This window comes from Actinomadura syzygii, from assembly GCF_008085905.1.
GTDB classification, from domain to species: Bacteria; Actinomycetota; Actinomycetes; order Streptosporangiales; family Streptosporangiaceae; genus Spirillospora; species Spirillospora syzygii.
In genome coordinates this window covers 380710-400954 of sequence record NZ_VSFF01000011.1, presented here as the reverse complement: position 1 = coordinate 400954, position 20245 = coordinate 380710, and the positions used below count along the sequence as shown (strand labels likewise).

Annotated in this window: 21 protein-coding genes and 2 tRNA genes; 11 read left to right on the top strand and 12 right to left on the bottom strand. The window is 73.5% G+C overall.

The annotated features are described in order from the left end of the window. Positions 1-24: 24 nt before the first annotated feature. The 4 genes from fdhA to FXF65_RS29780 are packed head-to-tail and all read right to left on the bottom strand — an operon-like array spanning position 25 to position 3840. Positions 25-1239 carry a formaldehyde dehydrogenase, glutathione-independent gene (gene fdhA / locus FXF65_RS29795; protein WP_222868774.1) on the bottom strand — a complete coding sequence of 405 codons (1215 nt, stop codon included), beginning with the start codon at positions 1237-1239 and terminating at the stop codon, positions 25-27. Positions 1240-1294: 55 nt separating this feature from the next. Then, a complete protein-coding gene (locus FXF65_RS29790; RefSeq protein WP_148353352.1) occupies positions 1295-1966 on the bottom strand; it encodes a response regulator in 672 nt (223 codons plus the stop codon). A 7-nt stretch (positions 1967-1973) separates the two neighbouring features. Next, a complete protein-coding gene (locus FXF65_RS29785) occupies positions 1974-3161 on the bottom strand; it encodes a sensor histidine kinase (protein ID WP_246199197.1) in 1188 nt (395 codons plus the stop codon). After that, positions 3145-3840: a DedA family protein gene (locus tag FXF65_RS29780; protein ID WP_148353351.1), complete on the bottom strand. Its 696-nt coding sequence runs from the start codon at positions 3838-3840 to the stop codon at positions 3145-3147. Before FXF65_RS29780 ends, FXF65_RS29785 begins: the two co-directional genes overlap by 17 nt. A gap of 480 nt (positions 3841-4320) precedes the next feature. On the opposite strand from FXF65_RS29780, the gene FXF65_RS29775 reads away from it, so the two are divergent. The 4 genes from FXF65_RS29775 to FXF65_RS29760 all read left to right on the top strand — a co-directional run bounded on the left by FXF65_RS29775 (position 4321) and on the right by FXF65_RS29760 (position 7937). After that, positions 4321-4818: a hypothetical protein gene (locus tag FXF65_RS29775; RefSeq protein WP_246199196.1), complete on the top strand. Its 498-nt coding sequence runs from the start codon at positions 4321-4323 to the stop codon at positions 4816-4818. Positions 4819-4977: 159 nt separating this feature from the next. Further along, the gene (locus tag FXF65_RS29770; RefSeq protein ID WP_148353470.1) at positions 4978-5166 is read left to right on the top strand and encodes a DUF5999 family protein; all 189 of its coding nucleotides are present in this window, start codon (positions 4978-4980) and stop codon (positions 5164-5166) included. Positions 5167-5508: 342 nt separating this feature from the next. Beyond that, positions 5509-5784, top strand: coding sequence for a hypothetical protein (locus FXF65_RS29765; RefSeq protein ID WP_148353350.1), 276 nt, complete (start codon positions 5509-5511; stop codon positions 5782-5784). A gap of 176 nt (positions 5785-5960) precedes the next feature. After that, positions 5961-7937 (top strand): SNIPE associated domain-containing protein, encoded by a 1977-nt coding sequence (locus tag FXF65_RS29760; RefSeq protein ID WP_148353349.1) that lies wholly within the window; start codon positions 5961-5963, stop codon positions 7935-7937. Between the two features lie 3 nt (positions 7938-7940). On the opposite strand, the gene FXF65_RS29755 is transcribed toward FXF65_RS29760, so the two are convergent. Next, entirely contained in the window at positions 7941-8735 is a 795-nt protein-coding gene (locus FXF65_RS29755) for an ArsR/SmtB family transcription factor (RefSeq protein WP_148353348.1), read from the bottom strand. A 110-nt stretch (positions 8736-8845) separates the two neighbouring features. Continuing rightward, the gene (locus FXF65_RS29750; RefSeq protein ID WP_148353347.1) at positions 8846-9532 is read right to left on the bottom strand and encodes a PepSY domain-containing protein; all 687 of its coding nucleotides are present in this window, start codon (positions 9530-9532) and stop codon (positions 8846-8848) included. Positions 9533-9657: 125 nt separating this feature from the next. Here FXF65_RS29750 and FXF65_RS29745 point away from each other — a divergent pair, with 125 nt between their 5' ends. Together FXF65_RS29745 and FXF65_RS29740 are read left to right on the top strand one after the other, a co-directional pair. Further along, positions 9658-10338, top strand: a complete 681-nt coding sequence (locus tag FXF65_RS29745) for a response regulator transcription factor (protein WP_148353346.1) — start codon at positions 9658-9660, stop codon at positions 10336-10338. A 10-nt stretch (positions 10339-10348) separates the two neighbouring features. Next, positions 10349-11770, top strand: coding sequence for a sensor histidine kinase (locus tag FXF65_RS29740; RefSeq protein ID WP_148353345.1), 1422 nt, complete (start codon positions 10349-10351; stop codon positions 11768-11770). On the opposite strand, the gene FXF65_RS29735 is transcribed toward FXF65_RS29740, so the two are convergent. The 5 genes from FXF65_RS29735 to FXF65_RS29720 all read right to left on the bottom strand — a co-directional run bounded on the left by FXF65_RS29735 (position 11763) and on the right by FXF65_RS29720 (position 14417). Continuing rightward, positions 11763-12929, bottom strand: a complete 1167-nt coding sequence (locus FXF65_RS29735) for an acyl-CoA dehydrogenase family protein (RefSeq protein ID WP_148353344.1) — start codon at positions 12927-12929, stop codon at positions 11763-11765. The two genes, FXF65_RS29740 and FXF65_RS29735, sit on opposite strands and share 8 nt — an antisense overlap. A gap of 100 nt (positions 12930-13029) precedes the next feature. Then, positions 13030-13100: transfer RNA gene (locus FXF65_RS29730), tRNA-Gln, on the bottom strand. 87 nt (positions 13101-13187) lie between these two features. Continuing rightward, positions 13188-13259 (bottom strand) — tRNA-Gly (locus tag FXF65_RS29725). Positions 13260-13408: 149 nt separating this feature from the next. Further along, positions 13409-13579, bottom strand: a complete 171-nt coding sequence (locus FXF65_RS44010; RefSeq protein WP_187412570.1) for a hypothetical protein — start codon at positions 13577-13579, stop codon at positions 13409-13411. A 52-nt stretch (positions 13580-13631) separates the two neighbouring features. Further along, positions 13632-14417: a putative protein N(5)-glutamine methyltransferase gene (locus FXF65_RS29720; RefSeq protein ID WP_246199195.1), complete on the bottom strand. Its 786-nt coding sequence runs from the start codon at positions 14415-14417 to the stop codon at positions 13632-13634. Between the two features lie 61 nt (positions 14418-14478). Between FXF65_RS29720 and FXF65_RS29715 the strand changes: the two genes are divergently transcribed. The 4 genes from FXF65_RS29715 to FXF65_RS29705 all read left to right on the top strand — a co-directional run bounded on the left by FXF65_RS29715 (position 14479) and on the right by FXF65_RS29705 (position 17872). Beyond that, positions 14479-15189 carry a 2OG-Fe(II) oxygenase gene (locus FXF65_RS29715; protein ID WP_148353343.1) on the top strand — a complete coding sequence of 237 codons (711 nt, stop codon included), beginning with the start codon at positions 14479-14481 and terminating at the stop codon, positions 15187-15189. A 76-nt stretch (positions 15190-15265) separates the two neighbouring features. Then, entirely contained in the window at positions 15266-16087 is an 822-nt protein-coding gene (locus tag FXF65_RS29710) for a pentapeptide repeat-containing protein (protein ID WP_246199194.1), read from the top strand. Between the two features lie 67 nt (positions 16088-16154). After that, positions 16155-16718 carry a hypothetical protein gene (locus FXF65_RS44005; protein ID WP_187412549.1) on the top strand — a complete coding sequence of 188 codons (564 nt, stop codon included), beginning with the start codon at positions 16155-16157 and terminating at the stop codon, positions 16716-16718. Between the two features lie 2 nt (positions 16719-16720). Further along, a complete protein-coding gene (locus tag FXF65_RS29705) occupies positions 16721-17872 on the top strand; it encodes a PrsW family intramembrane metalloprotease (RefSeq protein WP_187412548.1) in 1152 nt (383 codons plus the stop codon). On the opposite strand, the gene FXF65_RS29700 is transcribed toward FXF65_RS29705, so the two are convergent. Continuing rightward, the gene (locus tag FXF65_RS29700) at positions 17838-19220 is read right to left on the bottom strand and encodes an MFS transporter (RefSeq protein WP_148353341.1); all 1383 of its coding nucleotides are present in this window, start codon (positions 19218-19220) and stop codon (positions 17838-17840) included. The genes FXF65_RS29705 and FXF65_RS29700 overlap by 35 nt on opposite strands. Between FXF65_RS29700 and FXF65_RS29695 the strand changes: the two genes are divergently transcribed. Further along, positions 19219-20196 (top strand): LysR family transcriptional regulator, encoded by a 978-nt coding sequence (locus tag FXF65_RS29695; protein ID WP_246199193.1) that lies wholly within the window; start codon positions 19219-19221, stop codon positions 20194-20196. The two genes, FXF65_RS29700 and FXF65_RS29695, sit on opposite strands and share 2 nt — an antisense overlap. Positions 20197-20245 lie beyond the last annotated feature (49 nt).

Sequence of the window (20245 nt, the reverse complement as noted above, 5' to 3'; positions counted from 1 at the left end):
GAAGCGGAGCCGGTCGGCCGTCCGCTAGGCAGCGGCGGCGACCACGCCGTGCGGGTCGAGGATGTACTTGCGCGCCGCGCCCTTGTCGAACGCGGCGTACCCCTCGGGCGCCTGGTCGAGCGGGATGACCGCCGCGTTGACGTTCCGCGCGATCTGCACCTTGTCGTACAGGATCGACATCATGAGCTGCCGGTTGTAGCTCATCACCGGGCACTGCCCGGTGACGAAGTACAGCGACTTGGCCCAGCCGAGGCCGATCCGCAGGCCGAGCTGGCCGACCTTCGCGTTCTCGTCCTCCGCGCCCGGGTCGCCCGTGACGTACAGGCCGGGGATGCCGAGCCCGCCCGCGGCGCGGGTGATGTCCATCAGCGTGTTGAGGACGGTCGCGGGCTGCTCCCCCGCCGACCCCTTCGGCCCGTGGCCGCGCGCCTCGAACCCGACGCAGTCGACGGCCGCGTCCACCTCGCCGACACCGAGGATCTGCTCGATCTGCTCGGAGACGTCGGCGTGCTGCGACAGGTCGATCGTCTCGCAGCCGAACCCGCGCGCCTGCCCGAGGCGTCCCTCGTTCATGTCGCCGACGATCACGACGGCGGCGCCGAGGACGTGGCACGCGGTGGCGCAGGCGAGCCCGACCGGGCCCGCGCCCGCCACGTACACGGTGGAGCCCGTGGTCACGCCCGCCGTGTAGGCGCCGTGGTAGCCGGTCGGGAAGATGTCCGACAGCATGGCGAGGTCTTCGAGCTTCGCCATGACCGTGTCGCGGTCGGCGGGGAACCTGAGCAGGTTGAAGTCGGCGTACGGGACGACCGCGTACCGCGCCTGCCCGCCGTGCCAGCCGCCCATGTCGACGTACCCGTAGGCGGCGCCCGGACGGTCCTGGTTGACGTTCTCGCACACGCCGGTGTGGCGCTCCTTGCAGTTGCGGCAGCGCCCGCAGGCGATGTTGAACGGGACGCTGACGAGGTCGCCCTCCTTGATGAACTCCACGTCCCTGCCGGTCTCGATCACCTCGCCGGTGATCTCGTGGCCGAGCGTGAGCCCGGCGGGCGCGGTCGTCCGACCGCGCACCATGTGCTGGTCGGACCCGCAGATGTTGGTGGCCAGTACCTTGAGGATGGCGCCGTGCTCCAGCTTGCGGCCGTTCTGCTCGGCCAGTTCGAGCTTCGGGAAGTCCAGGTCCTCGACCGTGACCTCGCCGGGCCGCTGGTACACGACCCCTCGGTTGGTGTCCGCCACGACCCCTCCCTCCGCGATTGAGGATCGTCCGGAACCCCTACCCGATTTATTGCCGTTAGTCCGATTCTCTGGCGGGCGGTTCCGAGCCCAGACAGCGCAGGACGGCGAGGACGCGGCGGCTGTACCCGGTCGCGTGCGACAGGTCGAGCTTGTCGAAGATCGCGTTGACGTGCTTCTCCACCGCGCTCTGCGAGACGTGCAGGCTCGCGGCGATCGAGGCGTTGGTGTGGCCCTGCGCCATGGCGCCGAGGACGTCCCGCTCACGCGGGGTCAGCCGGGCGAGGGGGTCGTCCCGCGCGCCGTGCGCGGCGAGCAGCCGCCGCACCACCTCCGGGTCGAACGCCGCGCCGCCCGCGCCGACCCGGTCGAGCGCGTCGAGGAACTCGTCGACCTGGGCGACCCGGTCCTTCAGCAGGTAGCCGACCCCGCCGCTGTCCGCGGTGATCAGCTCGGCGGCGTAGCGCTTCTCCACGTACTGGGACAGGACGAGCACGCCCACGTCCGGCCACCGCCGCCTGATCTCCAGCGCGGCGCGCAGGCCCTCGTCGGTGTGGGTCGGCGGCATGCGGACGTCCACGACCACGACGTCCGGCGGACCGGCGGCCACCGCGGCGAGCAGCGCGTCGCCGTCCCCGACCGCCGCCGCGACCGCGTGCCCCTCCTCGGCCAGCAGCCGGACGAGGCCCTCGCGGAGGAGCGTCGAGTCCTCCGCCAGCATCACCCGCACGGCAGCATCACCCGCACGGCAGCTCCGCGGTGATCACGGTCGGGCCGCCGGGCGGGCTGGACACGGCGAACTCGCCGTCCAGCGCGGCGACCCTGCGGGCGAGGCCGGCGAGCCCGCCGCCCGCCGGATCGGCTCCGCCCGAACCGTCGTCCTCGATGCGCACGCCGATCATTGTGGCCGACCCGGTGACGTCCACTTTCACGCGGCTCGCCCCGGAGTGCTTGGCGGCGTTCGTGACCGCCTCGCAGACGACGAAGTACGCGGCGGTCTCGACCGCGCGCGGCGGACGCCCCGGGACGGCGTAGCCGATCTCCACCGGCAGCGGCGAACGCTCGGCGACCGTCTCCAGCGCGGCGCGCAGGCCCTCGCCGTCCAGCGCGGCCGGGTAGACGCGCCAGGCGACCTCCCGCAGGTCCTCCAGGGCGCGCGCCGACTCCTCGTGGGCCTGCCCCAGCAGGTCGGACGCGCGGTCGGCGTCCCCGGCGCGGCGGGCGCGGCCGATCAGCATGCCGAGCGCCACGAGCCGCTGCTGGACGCCGTCGTGCAGGTCGCGCTCGATGCGGCGGCGCTCGTCGTCGACCGCGTCCACGACCTGCGCCCGGGTCACCGAAAGGCGCGCGATGCGGCGCTCGTACTCCTCCAGCGGGCTCGGGCCGAGGCAGCGGCGGGCCACGGTCCGCTCCAGCGCCGCGACCCCGACCAGGCCCTGGACGGCCAGGAACAGCAGGACCAGCCCGAACACCGCCGTGTAGACGACGATCCCGGGGGTCGGCGGGATGCCGTCCATGTAGTCGCCGGTGATCCACCAGCTCGCGGCGAGCTCCGCCGCCATCGCGGCGCCGTAGGCGATCAGGAACATGATCACGCCGCCGAGCAGCCCGACCGGCACCCGCAGGACGAGGTAGGCCAGCGCCCGCGGCGGCCCGTAGTCGGCGGGGCCGCGCTCGCCGAGGAACCTCCCGAGGCGCCGGCGCTCCAGCTCGGCGGCGGCGCGGGCGGCGCCGGCGACGATCCCCGGGACCGTCCGGCGGCCGCGCGAGAAGGCCAGCGAATAGGCCATCAGCAGCGCCGCCGCGGCCAGCAGGACCATCTCCGCGCCCGCCGTCACCGCGCCCAGCAGGAGGCCCACCGCGACCCGCGCGACCGTCCGCGCGGGTCGTCGGCGGGTGCTCCGGGCGTCAGAGGATGCGATCACGTTCGATCTCTCGTGTCCCCGCCCGATGCTCTCCGGTCCGCCGTCCCCTCACGATACGCACGGCGGCGAACGCCGCGACCGCGACGGCGGCGAGCGCCAGCACCGCCTTGGAGTACACGCCGGCGTACTCCTCGACCGTCCGCCAGTTGTCGCCGAGCCCGTACCCGGCGAGGACGAACGCCGTGTTCCACAGCAGGCTGCCGAGGCCGGTGTAGAGCAGGAACGTCGTCATCCGCATCCGCTCCACCCCCGCCGGGACGGACACCAGGCTGCGGAAGATCGGGATCATGCGGCCGAGGAACACCGCCTTGGCGCCGTGCCGCGCGAACCACGCCTCCGTCCGGTCGAGGTCGGACAGCTTGACGAGCGGCAGCCACGCCACCAGCGCGCGGACGCGGTCGCGCCCGATCAGCGCGCCGATGCCGTAGAGGGCGAGCGCTCCGGCGAGGCTGCCGAGGGTCGTCCAGAGCAGGGCCGCCGCGAGGCTCATCCGGCCCTGCGCGGCGGTGAACCCGGCCAGCGGGAGGATCACCTCGCTCGGCAGCGGGGGGAACAGGTTCTCCAGCGCGATGGCGAGCCCCGCGCCGGGCGCGCCGAGCCTGTCCATGAGGTCGGTCGCCCAGCCCGCGACGCCGCCCGCGGGCTCGCTTCCGGACGCCGCGTACACCGTTTCGATCATGCTTCGACGCTAGGAACGGGGCGGGCCCGCGGCCATGGAGTGCGCCGCCGGACCGTCCGGCCGCGCGCCGCACCCCGCACCTGCGGAAAACCACACCCCGCGCGGTTCTGGACGGGCCGTCCGATGAAGCGCGGAGCCGTGCGCCCCGCCCGCGTCCGGACGGGCCGTCGCGCCCCCGGACGGTGGCCGCCGCACCCCGGACCGTGGCCGTTCCCGGCCGTGGCGGCCGAGCCGGATTCAGCGGAGAGTGAAACCCGGCCCGCCCGGGACGGGTGTCCCTGGACGCCCGGAACCCCGGTTGTCGCAGGCAGCGGGCCCTGCGGACGCCGGTTTCGGACATCGCGCCGGGTCAGCCGACCTGTAAAGAATCTTTATAGATCGACTTTTCCGTTAAGACCCTTTCTTGTAGCGTTCGCAGCGTTTTGTGAAGCGAATTCGTGAACGGACATTCCCGCCACAAGATCGTATAAGGACGCCGCGATGCCCATGGCGACCAGCCTGGCCGCGGCCGCGCTCCTCGGCCTGCTGACCTTCCTGGCCACAACGCGGCGCGGCCTGCGCGAAGAACGCCCCCACGACGGGCACCCCGAGTCGCTGACGGCCGTCCTCGGCCCGGGTGACGAGGAGTACCTCGCATGGCTGGCCGACCACCATTGGCCTGGCGACGAGTACCTCGACCTGGAGCACGAATGGGCGGAGGAACTGGAACACGCCGAGACACCCGGGTGTTATGTCTCACCGTTGTGCCCACAGTGCAACCTCCGGCGCGAGGACGTCTGGCCGTGCCCGAACTGCGGCCGGCTGCTGCATTCGTCCTGCGGGCACGGGATGCGGCGGCGGCAGGTCCAGCGCCCGTACCGCACCCACGCCACCAGCTCGGACGCGGTCATCGCCGAGTGGATCTGCACGGGCTGCACGTCCGTCGTCGGCCTGGACGTGGACCACGGCGACGAGCCTGACGGGGGTCTCTTGCGCTGAAAACGCGGAAGTTGCCCCATCTTGTCCGGCTTCACACGTTAAGTACGGTAAAGAATCCCTCATCCACTTGCATATTTCGGACGAGCAGCGGCAGGCTGCATCTATGTCCTTAATCACTGGGGACACGTGGAGGACCCTGTGACCGCTCAACCCGACTCGATCTGCTGCCACCAGCCGCACTGCCCGGCTCCCGACGACCTCGACCGCGAGGCCGCGCGCACCGTCGCCAGCCACCCGGAACAGGGCTGGAGCCTGCTCTGCAACGGCGTAGTCGTCTTCGAGGACACGGGCGAGCTGCTGCCGGACGGCCGGGTCATCGCCCCGCACCGTCCGGGCACCGCCGCCTAGGCTCCACGACGACCACCTGATCATTTCGCCGGGCCTGGCCCGGTATGCCCGGCGTGCCCGGAAACACCTGGTCCGGACGCCGGAGCTCGCCCCTGCCCGCGTGTCGCGGCGCCCCCGCGGGACGATCACGTCCAGCCTGGGAGAGGGGCCTCACACCGGAAGCCCTGGCCGAACCTGGCCGGGCCCGTGTCGTACGCGCGTCCACATGAGGCTTCGGGGGTCTGGTATGCCCGGCGATTCGCGTATCGGGCTCCCATCCGGCGGAGTCCCCCGGTAGCGTTCACTTGTTTCGCTACTTACGCAAGAATCATGTGGAACTCGACCGCGAAAGGACGGTGTGGTGTGATCACAGTCCTGGTCCTCGTGTCCCTGGTCGCCCTGTTCGGTCTGTGCGTGCCGGACCTGCTCCGCCCCATGCCCGTAGGACCGTCGCACGATCCACCGCCGGGCGGCGTGCCGGTCGTCCATCCCGAGTCGATGACCGCCGAGCTCGACCCCGTCGACGAGGAGTACCTCGCGTTCCTCGCCGACGAGCTGTGGCCCGACGACGAGTACCTCGAACCCGAGCCCAGCACCGACGGCGAGGAGGAGTCGGGCGGCAGCGGCATGCTCCTCTGACCGCGTCCCGATCCAGGCACGGCCGGGTGGCCGCGAGGTAAACCGCGCGGAGCGCCGACCCGTCCCAGAGACGTCGAGCGCTCCCCTCGACCACCGCTGAAGTCGGCGGCGCGGGGAGCGGCTCGCCCGTTCCGGGTCCTGCCCCGCTCCGCCCGGAGCCTGTCTGCGAGGACGCGATGACGGTGCAGGACACACCCCGCCCGGGCTATGTGGGTGTCGAGGTCGAGACCGGCGAGTCCGGGCGCCTGGTGCGCTTAGTCGGGCTCTACCTGAAGGACGGCGAGACGCTCCTGGCGCTGGCCGCCACGGTCAAGGCGCTCCCCACCCTCACGCACGTCGCCGTCACCGACCGGCGCATCGCCGGATTCTCGGCGGCGGACCTGGCGCGCGAGGGATTCCGGCAGGAGGCCCCGCTCGCGGGCCTCGCCGCCGCCGAGACGCGCGCCTCGTACAAGGGGCGCTGGTTCCTGGTCGTCCGGGACGCTGCCGGGACCGAGACCGACTTCGGCGACGTCCACGACCAGGACGCGCCCCGCCTCCGCGAGATCATCGAAAACCTCCTCCACCCACCACGGCCCCAACACCCTGCTCCGGCCCCGTCACAGCCGGAGGCGCAGCACCCGGCCCCGTCGCCGCAGCCTCAACCGCTGTACCGACAGCAGCCGGAGGCGGTGGGGTTCGCGCAGCCGGTCGACCCGGCGGGGTGGCGGTACAACCCGCCGCCTACCTGGCCCGCGCCGCCCGCGGGCTGGGTCCCGCCGCCTGGTTGGCGGCCCGATCCCGGTTGGCCGCCTCCGCCGCCCGGCTGGCAGTTCTGGCTTCCCGGCGCACCGCCCGTCCCGCCGCCCGCCGCACCGCCCGCCGCACCGCCCGCCGCACCGCCGCCGCCTCAGGCCGCGCCCGTGCAGCCGCCCGCCGGGGCGGGGCGGCAGCCGCGGCCGGTGTTCGGCGGCAAGCGGCAGCGCATCGAGGAGCTGGAGGCGGAGAACGCGGAGCTGCGGCACTGGCTGGAACGGCTCGGCGGGCTCGAAGCGCCCCAGGTCGCCGCCGAGATCGAGCGCCTGAGCGCGAACGCCGCCGATGTCCGGCGCGAAGCGGAGGAGGCCCGCAGGGAGCTGGCCGAGCTGCGCGAGGGCATCGTCGAGACGCAGGACCTGGCGCTGCTCCAGGAGGCCGGGATCTACGAGTACCAGCATCCGCTCGCGGACGTCGTCGCCTACAAGGCGGAGCTGGCGCGCGTGAAGGACCGCATCAAGTCCATGGCGAGCGGCGGAAAGGCGGTCGTGGGCGCGACGAACTGGACGGTGAACGGCTCCGCCGCGCAGGGCACGAGGATGGTCCGCGACTTCTCCAAGCTGATGCTGCGCGCCTACAACGCCGAGGCGGACAACCTGGTCAGGACGATGCGCCCCTACAAGCTCCAGTCCGCGATCGACAGGCTCGACAAGACCGCGCAGACCATCGAGCGGCTCGGCAAGACGATGGACATCCGGGTCAGCGGCCGGTACCGGGAGGTCCGCGTCCGCGAGCTGCGGCTCACCGCCGACCACCTCGCCAAGGCCGAGGAGGAGAAGGAGCGGGTCCGGGCCGAGCGCGAGCGGCAGCGCGAGGAGGACAAGGCGCGCAAGGAGTTCGAGCGGGAGAAGGCCCGGCTGCTCAAGGAGCGGTCGCACGTCGAGACGGCCCTCGCCCGCCTGGAGGCCAACGGGGACGCGGCCGGGGCGGCGGAGCTGCGCGCCAAGCTGTCCGACGTCGAGTCCGCGATCACCGACGTGGAGGGACGGGCCGCGAAGGTCCGCGCGGGCTACGTCTACGTGATCTCCAACATCGGCGCGTTCGGCGAGCGGATGGTGAAGATCGGCATGACGCGGCGGCTGGAGCCGATGGACCGGGTCCGGGAGCTCGGCGACGCGTCCGTGCCCTTCAAGTTCGACGTGCACGCGCTGATCTTCAGCGAGGACGCCGTCGGCCTGGAGGGACGGCTCCATCAGGAGTTCGCCGACCAGCGCGTCAACCTGGTCAACCCGCGGCGGGAGTTCTTCTACGCGACGCCCGCCGAGGTCCGCGCCGTCCTGGAGCGCATCGCGGGCAACCACCTGCTCCAGTACACCGAGTTGCCGGAGGCGGTGGAGTACCGGAACAGCCGGAGGTGACGGTCAGCCGGCGGTGGGCGCGGGCAGCGGCTCGCCGGTCTCCAGGAGCGTCTTCAGGCCGGACAGGAGTTGCGGCCAGCCGTGCCGCGACATGCCGAGCAGCGTCTCTCCCCCCTCGTGGACGACCGTGAGCTTGACGGTCTCCCCCGCGGGCTCGATCTCGAAGGTGACCTTCGAGCGCGGTTCGGCGAGGAGGGCGGCGCGGGTCTCCTCGTCCACGCCGACGGCCTTCGCCCACTCCGGCGTGAACGTGTGCCAGGTGTAGGACAGGCGGCGTCCCGGCTCCGCTTCGAGGACGACCTGCTCCGGGTCGGCCGTGGTGGCGCCGTCCTCGACCCAGGTGATCGTGGAGCCGCGCTTCCAGTCGGTCTCGAAGGCGACGCCCCAGTAGCGGCGGGTGAAGGCCGGGTCGGTCAGCGCCTGCCAGAGTCGCTCCGGCGTGGTCTTGATGTAGGTGGTGTAGACGAACTCACTGTCGGTCATGGCGTCGTGCTCCTCCTCCAGTGCGGTCTTCAGGTCGGCGAGCGCGCTCGCCCGCTGCCGGTCGTAGCGGCTCATCCAGCGGTCGGCGATCGCGTTGATCGGGGCGGCGTCGAGGTGGTGCAGCTTCTCGCGGCCCCGCCTGGACGTGCTGACGAGGCCCGCCGCCTCCAGCACGGCGAGGTGCTTGCTGACCGACTGCCGGGTCATGTCCAGCCCGGCGCAGAGCTCGCGGAGCGTCTGCCCGTTGCGGGCGTTCAGGCCGTCCAGCAGGCGGCGGCGGCTGGGATCGGCCAGCGCCTTGAAGACCTCGTCCATGCGTCGTCCCCTTGACATGCAACCGTCCGGCTGCCTTTTCACCATAGGCAGCCGGACGGTTGCATGTCAACGCGGTCAGCGCGCGTCGGCGCGCCTCGGTGCGCGTCGGGTCAGTCGCCGGTCTCGGACTTGAGGATCTTGGCGGACGCGGCGTCCACGTGCAGTTCGTGCTCGGCGCCGTCGTTTCCGGTGACGTCGACCTCCCAGTAGGTCTGGCCGTGCTCCTGCTCGAACTCGGCGGACGTCACACGGCCCGGGACGGCCTTGAGCGCGGCGTCGGCGGCGCCCGACGCGGAGACCGTCGCCTTGCGCAGCGCGGCGGCCTCGGCCTGGTCGTCGTCCTTGTGGCCGCCCCGGTCGTCGCCCCGGTCGTCGCCCCGGCCATTGCCCCGGTCGTCGCCGTGACCGTCGTCGTCGCGGGCGCCGGTGTCCGGACGGTCGGCGCGGTTCGTGAGCACCTTGCCGGTGCCGGAGTCGACCGTCACGTCGCGCCATCCGCCGCCGTCCGCCAGGACGTCGACCTCCCAGACGGGCTTGCCGTGCTCGTCGTCCAACTCGACCTCCCCAGCCTTGCCGGGGACGGCCTTCAGCGCCGCGTCCACCGCCTGGGACGCCGTGACCGCCGTCGCCGGTGGCGGGCTGTCGGCCCGCTCGGACGGGGACGCGGACGGTGACGGGGACCCGTCGTGGGACGCGGCGAAGGCGGTGGCCGCTCCCCCGCCCGCGAGGACGCCCGCGGCGACCACCGTCACCAGCAGCCCGCGTCCCGTGGCCAGACGCCGTGCGTCGATCTTCATCGAACCTCCCTGTGTCGCGCCGGCGGACCGTCCGCCGCCGCAGTTCCGAAGGCTGTCGCGGCTTCCTGTGGCCCGGCTGAAGCAACCTGAAGCCTTCTTCAGGGAGGATTTGGCACGCTGAGAGCATGCGCCTGCTGATCGTCGAGGACGAGAAACGCCTGGCCACGTCCCTCGCCCGCGGGCTCGCCGCCGAGGGGTTCGTGGTCGAGACCGTCCACGACGGCGCGCGGGGGCTGGACCGGGCGCTCGGCGGCGAGTTCGACCTGATCGTCCTCGACATCATGCTGCCCGGCATGAACGGGTACCGGGTGTGCGCGGCGCTGCGCGCGGCGGGCGACGAGACGCCGATCCTGATGCTGACCGCGAAGGACGGCGAGTACGACGAGGCGGAGGGCCTCGACACGGGCGCCGACGACTACCTGACCAAGCCGTTCTCGTACGTGGTGCTCGTCGCCCGGATCCGCGCGCTGCTCCGCCGCCGGACGCGGGGCGCGGCCCCGTCGATCGTGCTCGGCGACCTGACCGTCGACCCGGCGGCGCGGCGCGTCTTCCGCGGGGACGCGGAGGTGGAGCTGACCGCCAAGGAGTTCGCCGTGCTGGAGCACCTGGCGGCGAACGCGGGCCAGGTCGTGTCCAAGGCGCAGATCATGGAGGCGGTCTGGGACTTCGCCTACGGCGGCGACCCGAACATCGTCGAGGTGTACGTGAGCGCGCTGCGCCGCAAGCTGGACGTCCCGTTCGGACGCAAGTCGATCATGACGGTGCGCGGGGCCGGGTACCGGCTGGCCAGGGACGGGGGCGCCTGACATGGCGCGGATGCCGTCGTCGGTCCGGGCGCGGACGACGCTCGGCGCGACCGCCGTCGTCGCGGGCGCGCTGGTCGCGGCCGGGCTCGCGGTCGTCCTGCTGCTGCGCGCGAACCTCGGCGGGCAGACCGATCTGCAGGCGGAGGTGACCGCGCGGGAGATCGCGTCGCAGCTCGCCACCGGCGCGTCGTTCGGGAGCCTCGATCTGCCGGACGGCGAGGAGCACCCGGTCCAGGTCGTGGACGAGCGCGGCCGGGTGCTGGCGGCCAGCGACCACCTGCGGAAGATCACAGGCACGGGGTCGTCGAACGTCCGGCCCGGCCCGACCGGCGAGCCGGGGGACGACGGCGGGCGGCGCGGCGGGCACGGCGGCGACGATCCGGGACGCGGCGAGGTGTCCGACGACGATCCGCGCCTCACCACCGGCAGCGCGACCGTCGACGGCCGCACCGCCGACTACCGGTTCGCGGCGGTCCAGGTGACGACGCCGCGGGACGAGACCGTCACCGTCTACGCGGGCGCCGACCTCGCCGCCGCGCGGGACGCGGTCGGCACCGTCACCCGGGCGATGCTCGCGGGCCTGCCGCTGCTGCTCGCCGTCGTCGCGGGCGTGACGTGGCTGGTCACACGGCGGGCGCTGCGTCCGGTGGAGGCGGTCAGGGCGGAGCTGGCGGAGATCACGGCGGCGGGCGACCTGGCGCGGCGGGTGCCCGTCCCGGACGCGCGGGACGAGATCGCCGGGCTCGCCGCCACCACGAACGAGACCCTCGCCGCGCTGGAGGACTCGGTGGCGCGGCAGCGCGGGTTCGTCGCGGACGCCTCGCACGAGCTGCGCAGCCCGATCGCGTCGCTGCGCACGCAACTGGAGGTCGCGGCGGCGCATCCGGAGCTGCTGGACGTGCCGGGCCTGATCGCGGACGTCGTCCGGCTCCAGCACCTCGCCGCCGACCTGCTGCTGCTCGCCCGCATCGACGCTGGCGACCGTCCGCCGGAGCGGCCGGTCGCGCTCGGCCGCCTCGTCCGGGACGAGCTGGACCGGCGAGCGCCCGGCGACCGCATCCCCGTCCAGGCGTCGATCGAGGGCGACCCGCGGGTCATGGGCGTGCCGGGACGGCTGTCCCGGGTCGTCGGCAACCTGCTGGACAACGCCGAGCGGCACGCGGACGCGGCCGTCCGGCTGTCGCTACGCGCGGAGGCCGGGGCCGTGGTGCTGCGCGTCGCCGACGACGGGCCCGGTGTGCCGCCCGCCGACCGCGCGCGGATCTTCGAGCGGTTCGTCCGGCTGGACGACGCGCGCAGCCGGGACGAGGGCGGTGCCGGGCTCGGCCTCGCCATCGCCCGGGACCTGGTCGTCGCGCACGGCGGGGAACTCATCGTCGGCGACGCCCCGGAAGGCGGCGCGCTGTTCGAGGTTCGGCTTCCGGCTATTTGAGGAGTTGGCGGGCGATGACCATGCGCTGGATCTGGTTGGTGCCCTCGTAGATCTGGGTGATCTTGGCGTCGCGCATCATCCGCTCCACCGGGAACTCCCGCGTATACCCGAACCCGCCCAGCAACTGCACCGCGTCGACCGTGACGTCCATCGCCACATCCGAGGCCAGCGCCTTGCACGCCGACGACACCAACGTCAGGTCCCGGATCTTCTCGCCGTGCATGGCCCGCTCGGACTTGATCGCCGCGTGATAGGTCAGCTGCCGCGCACCCTCCAACCGCATCGCCATATCCGCCAGCATGAACTGCACACCCTGGAAATCAGCGATCGGCTTGCCGAACTGACGGCGCTCCTTCACATACCCCAGCGCGAAATCCAACGCCCCCTGCGCGATCCCCAGCGCCTGCGCGGCAATGGTGATCCGGGTATGGTCCAGCGTCGCCAGCGCCGTCTTGAACCCGGTCCCCTCCGCCCCGATGATCCGATCGGCCGGGATCCGCACATCCTCCAAGATCACCTGGCGGGTCGGAGAGCCCTTGATACCGAGCTTGCGCTCCTTGGGCCCGAACGACACACCCGCATCGCCCTTCTCCACCACGAACGCCGAAATCCCCCGCGCACCCGCACCCGGATCCGTCACCGCCATCACCGTGTAATACTCCGACTCCCCCGCATTGGTGATCCACATCTTCGTGCCGTTCAGCACCCAGAAATCACCGTCACGCACCGCGCGGGTCTTCATCCCCGCCGCGTCCGACCCCGCCTCAGCCTCCGACAGGGCGTAGGAGAACATCGCCTCACCACGCGCCACCGGCCCCAGATACCGCCGCTTCAACTCCTCCGACCCCGACAACAGGACCGGCACCGTGCCCAGCTTGTTCACCGCCGGGATCAACGACGACGACGCGCACGCACGCGCCACCTCCTCGATCACGATCACCGTGGCCAGCGCGTCCGCCCCCGCACCGCCGTAGGCTTCGGGCACGTGCACCGCATGCAACCCGGCCGCCACCAGCGCCCCAAGCGCCTCGGCCGGGAACCGCGACTCCTCGTCCACCACCGCCGCGAAAGGAGCGATCTTGGCATCGGCCAACTCACGCACCGTCCCCCGCAGCAACTCGTGCTCATCCGACGGCGCGTACGCGGGATAGTCGCTCATCGCTCCCCATTTAGTTTGACGACCAATATTTGAACGCCAAAATAAACGAGGGCGGCCCGACGCGTCAAGGCCGCGCCGGTCGGCGCGGCCCGCGGACACGCTGCTGGAGCAGGACTCGAACCTGCATGACGTGGTCCAGAGCCACGCATCCTGCCGTTGGATGATCCAGCACCGGGTGCCCGCCGGCGGGCGGTGGCGTCCGCCCGCTCGGGCACGGCGGACCGGCCGGGGGTCGTTACTCCCGCCGGTCCAGTCCAGAGCCGCACCCGGGAATCGAACCCGGTCCGCCTGGTTGGAAGCCAGGAATCTCACCACTTCGACCTGTGCGGCGCAACACAATACGGGCAACACGAATTCGTGCCATTCGCTTTGCGTTACCCATATGGTGCGCGACAGGTCAGGAGGCGCGCAATCGAATTACGCCGCGGGGCCGCACCGGGGCCGTTCCCAGGGCGGCCCCGATGCGGCGTCGGCGGATGTCAGATGGTCCTGCGGCGGGTTCGCGCGGAGCGTCCGCGCCCAGGGATCAGCAAACGCTGAAGGACGCGGAACGGCAGTGTGACAACGGCGATGACCGCGCCCGCCACGGCGCCGAGAACGCCCGCGACGGTTCCGGCGATGGCGCTGAGCGCTGCACTGATGCGGCGCATGGGATTCACTCCTTCGAGTCGTCCTGACTCGCCCATACCCCGCCCCAGGGATTTACACGGATTTTGCGCCGACGATGACCGTGGCGTGGAATTCGTCGGAGAACGCGACATCGGCGCGGAGGCCGCCGCGCTCGACGGCCGCGACCGCGTCCGGGACCTGGCGCTCGCTCGTCTCGAAGAGCAGGCGCCCGCCCGGCGCGAGCCATCCTGACGCCCCGGCGGTGACGCGGCGCAGCACGGCGAGGCCGTCCGCGCCGCCGTCGAGCGCGACGCGCGGCTCGTGCACCCGCGCCTCGACCGGCATCAGCGCGATCTCCCCGGCCGGGACGTAGGGGACGTTCGCGAGCAGCACGTCGATCCGGCCGCGCAGCGCGTCCGGGAGCGGCTCGAACAGGTCGCCCTCGTGGACGTGCCCGCCGAGCGGCGCGAGGTTGCGGCGGGCGCAGCGCACCGCCGCCGGTTCGACGTCGGCGGCGTGCAGCTCGTACTCCTCCAGGTGGGAGGCGAGCGCCGCGCCCAGCGCGCCCGAGCCGCAGCACAGGTCGACGACGACGGGACGGCCGGGCAGGTCCAGCGCGGCGGCCCGCCGGACGAGGAACTCGGTGCGCCGCCTCGGGACGAACACGCCGGGATCGACGGCGACGCGGAGCCCGCAGAACTCGGCCCAGCCGAGGACGTGTTCGAGCGGCAGCCCGGCGGCGCGCCGCTCCACCATCCCAGGTACATCGGAGGGGGTCGCGGCCGTCTCCAGGATCAGGCGGGCCTCGTCCTCGGCGAAGACGCATCCGGCGGCGCGCAGCCTGGCGGCGACGGCGGATTCGGTGAGCGGCATAGTCATGATCGGCCAAAACGATATCCGAGCGGCGCAACGCCCCGCCCGCCCGCGGTGTTCTCCGGGCATGAGCATTTACGCGGACAGAGTCGCGGAGGCCGACTGGACGGCGCTCGCCACGGAACTGGACGCCTACGGCAGCGCCCTGACGCCTCCGCTCCTCACCAAGGAGGAATGCGCGGACATCGCCGACGTCTACGACGAGGCGGGACGCTTCCGCTCGACCATCGACATGGAGCGGTACCGGTTCGGTTCCGGCCAGTACCGGTACTTCGCCGAGCCGTTCCCGGAGCCGGTCGGCGAGCTGCGCGCGGCGCTGTATCCGCGCCTGCTGCCGATCGCGCGGGAATGGGCGGCGCGGCTCGGGCGTCCCGCGCCCTGGCCGGACACGCTCGCCGAATGGCTCGACGAATGCCACGCGGCCGGGCAGACGAAGCCGACGCCGATCCTGCTGCGCTACGGCCCGGAGGGATGGAACGCGCTGCACCGCGACCTCTACGGCGACCTGGTGTTCCCGATGCAGGTCGTGATCGGCTTGGACGAGCCCGGCGTCGACTACACCGGCGGCGAGTTCCTGATGGTCGAGCAGCGGGCCCGCGCCCAGTCCCGGGGGACGGCGACGCTCCTCCCCCGCGGTCACGGCCTGGTGTTCACGACGCGGGAGCGTCCCGTCCGGACCAGGCGCGGCTGGTCGGCGGGGCCGATGCGGCACGGGGTGAGCGTCGTCCGGTCGGGTCATAGGCGGACGCTCGGCCTGGTCTTCCACGACGCGGCCTGACGGCCCGCGCACCCGGTTCGCGGCATCCCCAAGGCACGGCGACAATGGAGGGTCGCCCAAGACGAGGGGTTGCCGGTTGTCTCCGACGCTCGACCTCAAGGCCGACTGCGCGAACTGCTTCGGGCTGTGCTGCGTGGCACTGCCCTTCGCCCGGTCGGCCGATTTCGCGATGGACAAGAAGGCGGGCGACCCGTGCCGGAACCTCCGCGCCGACTTCCGCTGCGGCGTCCACGCCGAACTGCGCGAGCGCGGGTTCGCGGGCTGCACGGTCTTCGACTGCTTCGGGGCCGGGCAGAAGGTGTCGCGGGAGACGTTCGGCGGACGCGACTGGCGGGGCGATCCGGGCGTCGCCCGCGAGATGTTCGCGGTGTTCCCGGTGATGCGGCAGCTCCACGAACTGCTGCGATACCTGGACGAGGCCATCGCGATGCCCGCCGCCGAACCCGTCCGCGACGACCTGCGCGAGGCGCTGGACCGCGTCGTCCGCCTCACCGAGGGCGCACCGGCGGAACTCGCCGCGCTGGACGTCCGGGAGGTGCGGGGCGAGGTCAGCGTCCTCCTCCTGCGCGTCAGCGAACTGGCCCGCGCCGACGTCCCGCGACGCGGGAAGGACCGGCGCGGCGCCGACCTCATCGGCGCGAACCTGAAGGGCGCCGACCTGCGCGGGGCGGACCTGCGCGGCGCCTACCTGATCGCCGCGGACCTGCGCAACGCGGACCTGCGGCGCGCCGACCTGATCGGGGCGGACCTGCGGGACGCGGACCTGCGCGGCGCCGACCTCACCGGAGCGATCTTCCTCACCCGGCCCCAGCTCGCCGCGGCCCGGGGCGACGCCGCCACGCGGCTCCCGGCCGCGCTCGGCCGCCCCGCCCACTGGCCGGACCATCCCGACCGTTGACCGACATGCCGGTTTAGCCCCGCCGACCTGGGGAATTTCCGGAGCGCACGTCATCCGGGGGGCTTGCGTGACGCAGGTGAGATGGTGGGGCACGGGGATGGTGGCGCTCGCGCTGCTGGTCCTCTGCTCGGTGCTTCCCCTGCTGAACCGCGCGCTCGGCAGCGGCGGACGGCGCCTCGCGCCCGGCACGATCGTGTCCATCGGCACCGAGCAGAACGGCGTCCGTCCGGTGACGGTGACCGTGCTGCGCGCCGGATGGGTGCTCAGCGAGGCGGACACGTCCCTGACCAGCAACGCCAAGCTGCTCAGCGACGACATCGTGTTCAACCTCAGCGTCGTCGTCCCGCTGTCCTCGCTGGACGCGCAGAAGCTGTGGGGCGGTCTCGGCCGCATCGTCGCCGCCGGAGGCCGCGCGCGGCTCGCGACCGCGCCCGCGCCCGTCGTCACCGCGCACGGCATGACCGGGCTGACCGGGCGCATCATCGGACGCGACCGCGTCGGAGTCGCCGCCGTCTTCGCCACCGACACGCTGGGCGCAACGGTCACGGCGGCCGGTCCGCCGCGCGCGTTCGGCGCGGCGGCCGCCGAGATCGAGGCGATGGCGCGGACCGTCACGGTCATGGCGCCCTAGCCGTGACCCACGAGGCCGTGGACGACGAGGCCCTGACCCGGCGTCCGGCGCGCGGCGGCGTGCCGCTGACCCGTCGCCCGGCGTTCTGGCTGTGGGCGGCGGTCTGCCTGATCGGCGGGTGGATCGCGGTCACCGGGCTGGACGCCGCCGTCCGCGCGTTCCCGGCGGGCGCGGTCGCGGGAGCGGCGCTGCTCGCGCCGACGCTGGTGATCGGGGTGTGGGCGCTGCGGCGGCTGCATCCCGTCCGGACCCGCCCGATCGGGTACTCGCTGGTCGCCCTGGCGTGGGGCGCGTTCGGCGCGTTCGGGCTGGCGCTGCCCGCGAACGCGGCGTTCCAGGCGGTCCTGTCGAAGACGGCGGGGCCGGGCTTCAACGCGGAATGGGGCGCGGCGATCGCGGCCCCGGTGAACGAGGAGACCCTCAAGCTGCTCGGCGTGGTGACGCTGGCGCTGATGGCGCCGACCTCGATCCGCGGCCCGCTGGACGGCTGGGGCTACGGCGCGCTCGCCGGGTTCGGCTTCCAGATCGCGGAGAACTTCCTCTACGTCCTGAACACGATCGTGCTGACCGGGGCGACGCAGGACCTGCACGCCGCGTTCTTCTCGTTCGGCGGCCGCGTGATCGGCGGCGCCTGGTGGAGCCACTGGGCGATGACGGCGATCGGCGGCGCGGGGCTCGGCTGCCTGCTCGGCCGCGCGACCCGGACGACCGCCGTCCTCGCCGCCGGGGCGTTCCTGCTGGCGATGGCGCTGCACGCCTGGTGGGACGCGCCCATCCTGATGGGCCTGGGGATGCTGGTACTGAAGGGCGTGCCGATCCTGTTCGCCGCGATCGTCACGTACCGGCTGGCGCGGCGGCGCTACCTTACGCACTTCCGGCGGACGGCGTACACCGAGACGGTGCGCGGCGTGTTCGTCCCCGGTGAGGGCCACGTGCTCGCGCACCGCAAGTGGCGGCGGAAGGAGCGGTGGGAGGTCCCGGCCGGCGAGCCGCGCCGCCTCCTCGCCCGCCTCCGCGCCACCGAGCTGGAGCTGATCGAGGACGGCCTCGGCGGCCTGGAGCACGACCCGCGGACGGCCGACCTGCTGCGCGGCGACGTCCGCCGCATTCGCCATCACCTCATCTCGGGCCCGTCGCCGCCGCGCGTCGCCTGAACCAGGAGCACGCCTGAACCAGGAGCACGGCGCCGCACACGGCGGCGGCGAGGAACGGCGCGACCGCCGACCCGCCGGACGCGAACGCGCCCATCGCGGCGACCCCGGCCGACGCGCCGAACTGCCGGACGGCGTTGAGCAGCCCTCCGGCGGCGCCCGCCGTCCCGTCCGGCGCGGCGGCGACCACCGTCGTGGCGAGCGCGGGCAGCGCGAACGACACCCCGAAACCCGTGCACAGCAGGGCCGGGACGAGCGCCGGGTAGCCCGCGCCGTCCAGCAGCGCGACGCCGAACAGCACGCCCCCGAGGGTCAGCAGCGCGAGCCCGCCGAGCACCGGCGGCCGGGCGCCCGACCTCGCGACGATCCGTCCGGTGAGCAGCGGGTTGAACGCGAACGGCACCGTCATCGGCAGGAACGCGAGGCCCGTCTGGAGGGCGCTCAGGCCGAACTCCCGCCGGAACACCAGCGGCAGGACGAACAGGATCCCCGTCATGGCGAAGTTGACCGCCGCGCCCGCCGCCAGCGCCGCGCGCATGCCGCGCGCCCGCAGGACCTCCGGGACGAGCACCGGCGCCGCGCTCCGCCGTTCCCGCGCCGCGAACACCGCGCCCGCCAGCGCCGCGCCGGCCGCCGAGCACAGCGCGTGGACGGCGGCCCCTGAGCCGAGGGCGATCAGCGCGTCCGTCAGCAGCCCGGCCACGGCGCACGCGAGGAGCTGCGCCACCGGATCGACGGCGCGCCGCCCGCGCGGGCACCGGACGGCCCGTCCACCCGCGAGGACGAGCACGGCCGCCGCGATCGGCACGTTGATCAGGAAGATAGCGCGCCACCCGGCGAGCCCGACCAGCGCGCCGCCCGCGACGGGCCCGGCCGCGAGCGCCGCGCCGCTGGTCGCCGCCCACGCGGCGACGGCCCGCGCCCGCTCCGCCGGGTCCGGATACAGCCGCGCGATCATCGCCATCGACGCGGGCACGCACGCGGCGGCCGCGACGCCGAGCACGGCGCGGAGCGCGACGAGCGTCCACAGGTCCGGCGCGGCGGCGCTGAGCAGCGACCCGATCCCGAACGCGGCGACGCCCGCGCGGAACACGCGGTGCGCGCCGTACCGGTCGGCGACCGCGCCCGCCGAGAGGAGGAGGGCCCCGAACACGACGGTGTAGCCGGTGACGGCCCATTGCAGGCCGGTGATCGTCCCGTGCAGGGAGCGGGCGAGGTCGGGCTCGGCGACCGACAGGACCGTCGTGTCGAGCAGGACCATGAAGTAGCCGAGGGAGACGCCGAGCAGCGCGCCGCGGCGGCTCGCGGCGGACGGCGGGCCCACGGACGTGGGCGACAGGACTGCGCTCATGACCGCCCAGTCTCGGAAGCCGCGCCGTCCCGCTCCACCGGCGGCGCCGCACGCCGCGTTCGGAATAGCCGAACGCCCGGCCCGGGTTGGCACCGGCATGGACCTGCGCCAGCTCCGCACGTTCGAGGCCGTCATCGCCCACCGGACCGTGACGGCCGCCGCCGACGCGCTCGACCTCGCGCCGTCGTCGGTGTCGGAGCAGGTCCGCGCGCTGGAGGGGTCGCTCGGCGTGGCGCTGTTCGAGCGCGGCCCGAAGGGCATGCGGCTCACCGCGGCGGGCGAGCGGATGCACGCCTGGGCCGGACGCCTCCTCCAGCAGGCCGAGCAGGCCCGCCGCGAGGTGACCGAAGAGCGTCCGGCGCTGCGGCTCGGCGCGCTGGAGACCATCGCGGCGACGCACGTCCCCGGCGTCCTCGCGCGGCTCGCCGAGCGGCGTCCCGGCCTGCGGGTGGACGTCCGGTCCGACGCGGCCCGCGACCAGCTCCTCGCCGCCGTCGCCGCCGGGGACCTGGACGCGGCGCTCCTCCTCGACACCGGCGACGCCGTCGGCGGGCTCGGCTTCCCGGCCCCGGCCGCCCCGCTGGACCACGTCGACCTGGCGGACGTCCCGCTGGCCCTCATCGCCGCGCCGGGCCACCGGCTGGCCGCGTCCGCGCGCGTCGGGCCCGCCGACCTGCGGGACGAGAAGCTGCTGGTCAACGTCCCGGCGTGCTCGTTCTGGCTGGCCGGGGAACGGCTGTTCGGCGACGCCGTCGAACGGGTCGGGGCAGGGAGCGTGACGGTCATGGCGGCGTGGGCGGAGCGGGGGCTCGGCGTGGCGCTCGTGCCGGAGTTCGCCGTCCGCGACCGGATCGCCGCCGGGACGCTGGCGAGGCTCGCACTGGACGCGCCCGCCCTGCGCCTCCGCCTCGTCTGGCGCGCCGACCGCGAGGCGCTCCCCGACCTGCGGGAGATGCTCTACGCGGCCGGCGCCTGACCCCTGGCCGCCTCGCGTTTGCCCCAACCGGCCCCGGGTACCCGCCCAG